The sequence below is a fragment of the Candidatus Berkiella aquae genome, from assembly GCF_001431295.2.
In the GTDB taxonomy this organism is placed as follows: domain Bacteria; phylum Pseudomonadota; class Gammaproteobacteria; order Berkiellales; family Berkiellaceae; genus Berkiella; species Berkiella aquae.
The window spans coordinates 95,401-102,572 of record NZ_LKAJ02000003.1 but is presented as its reverse complement, the minus strand read 5'-3'; the positions used below and the strand labels follow the sequence as shown (position 1 = coordinate 102,572).

The 7,172-nt window shown below is 37.4% G+C and carries 7 protein-coding genes; 6 read left to right on the top strand and 1 reads right to left on the bottom strand.

What is annotated here, in order from left to right:
• Nucleotides 1-198: 198 nt before the first annotated feature.
• The gene (locus tag HT99x_RS15915; RefSeq protein ID WP_075067740.1) at nucleotides 199-1,005 is read right to left on the bottom strand and encodes a TipAS antibiotic-recognition domain-containing protein; all 807 of its coding nucleotides are present in this window, start codon (nucleotides 1,003-1,005) and stop codon (nucleotides 199-201) included.
• Between the two features lie 151 nt (nucleotides 1,006-1,156).
• On the opposite strand from HT99x_RS15915, the gene HT99x_RS15910 reads away from it, so the two are divergent.
• The 6 genes from HT99x_RS15910 (at nucleotide 1,157) to HT99x_RS15885 (ending at nucleotide 7,166) form a co-directional block, all read left to right on the top strand.
• Nucleotides 1,157-1,681: a methyltransferase domain-containing protein gene (locus tag HT99x_RS15910; RefSeq protein WP_075067741.1), complete on the top strand. Its 525-nt coding sequence runs from the start codon at nucleotides 1,157-1,159 to the stop codon at nucleotides 1,679-1,681.
• A 216-nt stretch (nucleotides 1,682-1,897) separates the two neighbouring features.
• On the top strand, nucleotides 1,898-3,781 hold the full coding sequence (locus HT99x_RS15905) for a serine hydrolase domain-containing protein (protein WP_259567180.1): 1,884 nt from the start codon (nucleotides 1,898-1,900) through the stop codon (nucleotides 3,779-3,781).
• Between the two features lie 105 nt (nucleotides 3,782-3,886).
• A complete protein-coding gene (locus tag HT99x_RS15900; protein WP_075067779.1) occupies nucleotides 3,887-4,249 on the top strand; it encodes a DUF2089 domain-containing protein in 363 nt (120 codons plus the stop codon).
• A gap of 8 nt (nucleotides 4,250-4,257) precedes the next feature.
• Nucleotides 4,258-4,968, top strand: coding sequence for a hypothetical protein (locus HT99x_RS15895; protein WP_075067778.1), 711 nt, complete (start codon nucleotides 4,258-4,260; stop codon nucleotides 4,966-4,968).
• A gap of 89 nt (nucleotides 4,969-5,057) precedes the next feature.
• Nucleotides 5,058-5,666, top strand: coding sequence for a GNAT family N-acetyltransferase (locus tag HT99x_RS15890; protein WP_075067777.1), 609 nt, complete (start codon nucleotides 5,058-5,060; stop codon nucleotides 5,664-5,666).
• A 21-nt stretch (nucleotides 5,667-5,687) separates the two neighbouring features.
• The gene (locus HT99x_RS15885; protein ID WP_075067776.1) at nucleotides 5,688-7,166 is read left to right on the top strand and encodes an alpha/beta hydrolase-fold protein; all 1,479 of its coding nucleotides are present in this window, start codon (nucleotides 5,688-5,690) and stop codon (nucleotides 7,164-7,166) included.
• Nucleotides 7,167-7,172 lie beyond the last annotated feature (6 nt).

Below are 7,172 nucleotides of genomic sequence, written 5' to 3'. Positions count from 1 at the left end.
AATCAAACTCTCAAGTAGTCAGGGCGATAGACTCATGTGGCTGCCCTAATCAAGGGCTTATTGAGAGATGATTTTCATTGCGGTGTATACCTATTGAATAGCCTACACGTATATTTAGATTATTTTTTAACTTAAATCAAGTATTTTAATTATCAAAAGAGATGAGCGGTCATTTTGCACTCATGACCGCTCTTAGGCTTAAGTCAATTCTCTTTCGGCGTAGATTTTCATCGCTTGGGCCAAATATACTGCTAGCTGCGGATGATAAGCATCATAATACTTTTTAAAATCCGCATTATCACAGTACATTCTTCCTAAACCAGTATATTTTTCCTTGTTTGGGATCCAAAATTGCGTGAGCCATTGGCAGTGCCGCTGAACTAAATTTTGCACCTCTGGAGATTGGGGTAGTAGATTTTTTTGAATCGCCAAAACAAATGATTTATTTAAATCATCAATATCGTTTTTGATGGTTTTCCACTTATCTTTGTCCCAATCTTTAATCTTTTTCCAGCCTTTATCAATTTCTTGTTGTGATGTATAGCCTTTAGCAATTAGAAATTTTTCATATTCCTTCTGCTGGGCCATATCAAAACCCCAGATTTTTTCGATTTCTTCAGTCATACGATAACCCTCTATGAGTTGAATGATATTATTCCAAGGGATCCTCTGTTTACTTTCCAATTTAGCAATAAGCCTATGTAAAGATCGCTTGGCTTTTTGCATTTGCGTAATTTGTTGCTCTAACACTTTCATTTGAGCTTGAAAATGCGTCAAATCATCCATTTCTTTTGCTAAGATATTTTTGATTTGAGCAAGCTCAAAGCCAAAGAACTTTAGGGCAATAATTTGTTGTAATTTCAACAGATCGCCTTCAGAGTACAAACGATAGCCATTAGGCTGGCGAACAGTGGGTATGAGTAGACCAATTTCATCATAGTGATGAAGGGTTCTCACCGATACGCCTGTTAAGCGACTAAACGCTTTTGGGTGCCATTTGGCCATTGTTTTCCTCCTTAGTACTAGGCTAAGGTATAACGTTACGTGAAGATCAAGGCTTATATACGTTAGTCCAGAGAAAATGTCAATTAACTTACCTATTTGTTTATATACCTCAAAGATCTCATGGAAAGCTTAGAGAGGATGATTTAAAGGCATGATTGAATCAAAAGAATTAGTTTCATATTGGGATAATGCATGGAATTCAAATGATTCGATAGAAGTTAATACCTTTGCAGAAGCAGCGCTCAAAATTGTAAAAAGTGAAAACAAAAATACACTTCTTGATTTAGGATGTGGGAACGGGATCGATTCACTTTTTTTTCATCATATGGGGTTATCTGCTACCGCAATTGATTTGGCGCAAAAGACCATTGATTCTCTAAAAAACGAGCATCCAGAAATTGCTTGGTATTGCCAAGATATTAAAGATCCCATTCATCATATTTCTAAACAAGATGTAGTCTATGCCCATCTTAGCTTGCATTATTTTGAAGATGACGTAACAGCTAAAATATTTCGCAATATTGCTGAGATTTTAAATGAAGATGGATTGTTATTTGTAAAATGTAAATCGACAAAAGATCCGCTTTTTGGGATGGGTAATCACCTCGGAGGCAACCGTTATCACCATGGGCATACTCGAAATTTTTTCACGGTAGGCTACATGATGCAGAATTGAAAATGTTTTAGGATAATTTCGATTCGAGAAACCAGTCACCACTACCATGGCGAGGAAAGCGCTTTCGTAGAAGCGATTGCGCGAAAGAAGTAATTTGGATAACAAATAATATAATTAAATATATCTTTAATAAAATTAAAATTAATATTGATATTATTAAAATCATCATTATACTTTCGAGTATGAAACCAGATAGGTTAATGATGAGGTTAAAAAATGCCGCAAGTTCTTCTTAACAATGGCAGTACGTTTTCATACCCCGATACTTGGAAGTGTGAAGAACTTGAAGGGCGAGTAAAATTACTTGGCCCAGAATCGGATTTTAAAGTGAATTGTTTAGTCCTTCCCGCCGTTGAGGGCGCCTTAGCGCAAGCTTGGCAACAAATAAACCCCAATTTTGATTTAAAGATTGCTCAACAATTTTCTCTTCCACCAGCCTGGTTGGGTGGATTTTGGGAAAGTGGGCAGCAGATTGTTTATGACCTTCCACTCAGTGAATCTAGAACAGTGATGGCGCTTGTTCGAAATTATCAAAATCAAGCTTATATCTCTCTGATTGAAGCAACCAATTCAGCATTACAGCGCCGTGGTGCTGAATTAGGGCAAATGATGGAAAGCTGGAAACCAAAGGGTGCTCAAGAGCAAAATTTAAAGGATCAAGAAGTGCGACAATGGAGCGAAGAGCAATTCCAGGATTTTGATAAATTTATCGAATCAGGTATGGATAAATTAAAAATTCCAGGTTTTGCCATTGCAATTATGCATAGAAATGGCAAAACAATGTTGAGCAAGGGCTATGGGGTGAAAAAGTTAGGCTCATCAGAGTCCGTAACCCCTGATACGCCCTTTATGATTGGTTCAACAACCAAAGCTTTAACGACATTCATGATGGGTACGATGGTTGATCAAGGAACCATAAAATGGGATACACCTGTATGTGAAGTGCTAGATAGCTTTAAACTCAATGATCCTCTGCTTACACAACAAATGAATGCCAGATTAACGGTAAGTGCTTCAACGGGTATGCCACGTCGTGATTTTGATTTTATATTCAATTACAGTACCCCTGAAGAAAGGCTAAAACAAATGCAGGAAATGAAGCCTACAACAGCATTGGGTGAAACCTTCCAATATTCGAATTTACTATTTATGGTGGGTGGCTATATGGCAGCTCATGCCTATGCGCCGTCTAAATCCTTAACAGATGCTTATACCTATTCGATGGAAGAACTTGTCTTTAAACCATTAGAAATGAATCATACAACCCTCAAGGCAAGAGAGGCACAAGCAAATGGTGCTGCTTCTCCGCATTCATTTGATATTAATGGCGAACTTACTGAGATCCCAGTAAATATAGAGCAATCTTGTGGCAGTATTGCACCCAGTGGCGCAATTTGGTCCACCGTGAAGGATATGTCGCAATACTTGCTTGCAGAGCTTAATCATGGTGCCTTAAATGGCAAACGTGTTATTAGTGAAAAAGCACTTCTTGAGCGACGACGGCCCGGTATAAAAATGGGCGATAAGTCACATTATGGTTTAGGGCTTATCATAAACGAAGAACAAGGCTTACAAGTTATCAGCCATGGTGGTGGCACCATGGGCTTTGCTTGTGATCTCTTCTTTTATCCAGAAAAGGGGATTGGTGTGGTGATGATGGCAAATAGCCGTTACGGTCATACCTTTTTGAGTGCGGTTAAGCAACAGTTTTTAGAGTTAACCTTCGGGGCAAAGGTTCAAGCTGAAGAAATTATTAATATCAGCATGAGTCAACAGGCTGAAATATTAAGAAAAGTGAGAGCAGATGTGTCACTTGAATGTGATAAATTGCAATGGATCAAACCCTATGTAGGAGAATATTCTAATCCCCATCTTGGCAAGACGAAGATAACGCAAACACAAGAGGGTTTTGAAATAACCTGCAAAGAATGGAAATCACGCCTTGGGGCGCAAATAGATCAAAATGGGGCACGATATTTAGTCTTAATTGATCCGCCATTTCCAGGGTTATTGAAATTACAGGAAAAGGATTCGGGGGATCTATTTTTAGATGCGGGGCAGGAACAATACCAATTTAAAAAAAAATCTTGTAGAGAATGAATTTAGCCGGGGTATTTTGATTGCAAAACAACACTATGATAATGAAAAACAAATCAAAACTAAAAATAATGAAGAAAAAGATCATGAAAAACCAAGGAATAAAAGATGGGTAAAATAATCACCCAATGTCCTTCATGTGGTAGTGCCTCACCAGAAGTCGTCAAGATTTGTTGTGCTGATTGCCATACCACTTTTGAAGGCAAGTTTGAGATCCCCTCTCTATTGAAGCTTTCTGAAGAAGAACTTGCCTTTATTATCGATTTCGTGAAGTGTTCAGGTAGCCTCAAAGAAATGGCAGCGAGATTAAAGATTTCATATCCCACCTTACGCAATAGGCTAAATGAATTGATTGAAACTCTTGAAAATGTTGATATGAAACCCCATGGATCAAAAGAAGAGATCTTAAAGCTTTTAGAAGAAGGTAAAATTTCAGCGAAGGATGCAGCAAAAATGCTGCATAAACTATGAGGTTAATCATGACAAGTGAAAATGCAAGACTGGTAACTTTGCTGAAAGAGAATAAAATTACTCAAGATGAGTATAAGCTATTATCTAAAGCACTTGATAAACCATCTGGCCTTCGATTTGTTTTATCTTTGTTGATTAATCCTTATCAAAAAATAGCAGGGCTCTCGGCCTTTATCATAGGGATAGGGATCATTTTCACTATTAGCTACTTAGGCACTATCGCCAAAATATATTTTCCAGGATTGTTGGGGATTTTAAACGCATCCATGATCAAAAATCCGAAAATGGGCACGGATTTTCTCTTTTTGCTTTATCAAAATGCGGTGATCTGGGCTGTTTTGACGGGACTTTTTATCTTGACAGCCAAGTTGCTACAGCAAAAAGGAGTCAGAATCATTGATTTTATGGGAACAGTGGCTTTATCGCGGTTTCCTTACTTAATCTTAACGGGGTTTCTTGCACTGATGCGCACAGTCAACCCACGATTCATGGATGTAGGCATGGAGCAGGGGTTGCAACTGACGCCATCCATTCTTGCTGTTGTATTTAGCTCTGTTGTGATTATTTGTGCAGTTTGGCATATCGTTACCTATTTATATGCATTGAAAGAATCATCTGGCTTGAGTGGTAAAAAGTTATGGATAAGCTTCATTGCTTGTATTTTGATAGGGGAGATCATCACCAATTTTATTACGATGATGCCGGTTTCAAACTCATGATAAAAATGTGTATGCACGCGTATTAACCGGGCTTAAGAATGATAATATAATGGGTATGATAGCTAAAACAATTTTCAGGATTATGTGTAATGTCATCAATTATACTTGAAACTGATAGGGCTGTAGTAAGAAAGCTTGTATCCAGCGATGCCCAATCGCTAGCAGAACTAATGAAGTGCCCTTTAAAAGAAGCCAGCACTTATATCAATGAATGGTCTAAGCATGACGAAGAACATGGCTTTACCATATATGGTGTGATATTAAAGAAAAAAATGGCCTTGTTTGGTTATTGCGGTTGCAGGGAAATTATTCTTCATGATAGGCCGGAATATGAATTGGTATGGTGTATTCAAAGGGAATATCCAAATGATCCTAACGATGATTTAGATATTGAAACGGCCTTTTACATTCGCAATTTCCTTATAAAAAAATTTAATATCAAAAGCCTTTTTGCTTTCGTAAGTGATAAAAATGCAAGAGATCAGAATGTTGCTGAAGAAATTGATATGGTAACGGATGAAAGTTATCAACAAAATGGTGAGAAATGGCTTGTCTATTATGTTAATAAAGATTCCCCGAAATTATTAGGTTCATTAGGCAGTGATGACGTTGAACCAGTGAGGACATCGATTCGTAATCGAAGAGATGTGATGAATCCTGCAGCAAGAGGCCGAAAACCAAGATTGATGCCTGGTTAATGAAAGTTAATAGGATGATATATGTTAAAGTCAGGAACCAGTGTTACTAAAGATAGCGATGTTGAAGCAAAGCCACATCCCTTGTTACAGGAATTAAAAAGTAGTCAAGATGAAGAAATGTTTTGGGAAAATGTGTCTGCTAAGGGTGGTTCGCCTTTAATTCAAATGCAGGAAAATGGCCAATATCAAGTAACCTTCTTATATCGTTCTAAAGTTGCCAAAAGGGTGGAGTTAGAAAGCGAAGATTTATATGAAAGAATGCTTGACGAGAATGATAATCCTAAATGTTTTGAAAAAATATCTGGAACCGATACATTTGTGTTGCAATTGGATAATATACCCGCAGATGCTTTTTGTTTTTACAACATTAAGGTTGATGGAAAGGTAATATTTCCTGAGCATGAACCCAAAGGTATCTTGCCAGTCTATAGCATCGAAGATACAACTCAAGTAAGTGAAAAAGCAACTATAGTTTCTCATGAATCAAAGTATTTACAATTACCAGAAGCATCAGTTCCTAAATGGACAGTATTAAATCCTGCCGATGTAACACATGGCACAATAGAAAGAGATAGTATTGAAGATCCAACAAACGCATTAGCTAAGCGTGACATCTGGGTCTACAAACCACCTGGTTATAATGAAAATGATGCGAAAGTAATATTTATATTAGATGGCGAGCACTTTTTAAAATCATTAACTCCGTATATTGACTCATTGAATCAAGATGAAGCTAATCCATTAGCTAATGCAGCTATTGTTTTTGTTGACTCAAACATGAGAGCCTCAGGTCACTATGGCTCTTCCCCAATACCAGATAGAGTGCATGAATTTTATTATCAAACAGAAAAATTTTCCAAATTTATGACAGATGAAGTTATTCCTAAATATTGCCAAAAATTACAGGGAGAGAAATCAAATCCCAATAATGTGATCCTTGCGGCACATAGTTTGGCAGCTTATCCTGTAATCAATGTTGCTAAAGAAAATCCAGGCAAGATAGGTGGCGTTATTTTATTATCACCAGCGCTCAATCAAAAGAAAGAGCATGACTTACCTGAAAATCCGCCTATGGCACTTCGCGAGCTACCAATTTATATGCAAATAGGACAACTTGAAAGTGCAAAGCCTCCTGAAATTTGTCAAAGACCAGATTATAAAGATATGACGGACCAATCTCGAATAGATTCGAATCGTATATTTCATGAAAAGCTAGAAGATAAAGAGTACAAAGTATCACCTTTAAGAGTTCATTCATCTGGACATGGTGGTATACATGTCGTTGATGGATTGGTTGAAGGACTTCAATTTTTGAATTCTTGTCGTAAAGAAGAAACAGTAGTGTTTGAGCAGGAAGCGGAACAACAGCCTGTTAAAACACTTGTAAAGCAATATCAAACCTATATAGATCAAAATAAGCAGGATCAGCGTAAACAAAAGACCGAAGATGTTAGAGATGACATTCGACACGATACGGGCAGTAAAAGAAAATTTGATTAATAACCG

What these genes read in the sequence shown, in the direction of transcription:
- HT99x_RS15890 (WP_075067777.1), top strand. Translation starts at nt 5,058, where the DNA reads ATGTCATCAATTATACTTGAAACTGATAGGGCTGTAGTAAGAAAGCTT.
- HT99x_RS15915 (WP_075067740.1), bottom strand. Translation starts at nt 1,005, where the DNA reads ATGGCCAAATGGCACCCAAAAGCGTTTAGTCGCTTAACAGGCGTATCG.
- HT99x_RS15910 (WP_075067741.1), top strand. Translation starts at nt 1,157, where the DNA reads ATGATTGAATCAAAAGAATTAGTTTCATATTGGGATAATGCATGGAAT.
- HT99x_RS15900 (WP_075067779.1), top strand. Translation starts at nt 3,887, where the DNA reads ATGGGTAAAATAATCACCCAATGTCCTTCATGTGGTAGTGCCTCACCA.
- HT99x_RS15905 (WP_259567180.1), top strand. Translation starts at nt 1,898, where the DNA reads ATGCCGCAAGTTCTTCTTAACAATGGCAGTACGTTTTCATACCCCGAT.
- HT99x_RS15895 (WP_075067778.1), top strand. Translation starts at nt 4,258, where the DNA reads ATGACAAGTGAAAATGCAAGACTGGTAACTTTGCTGAAAGAGAATAAA.
- HT99x_RS15885 (WP_075067776.1), top strand. Translation starts at nt 5,688, where the DNA reads ATGTTAAAGTCAGGAACCAGTGTTACTAAAGATAGCGATGTTGAAGCA.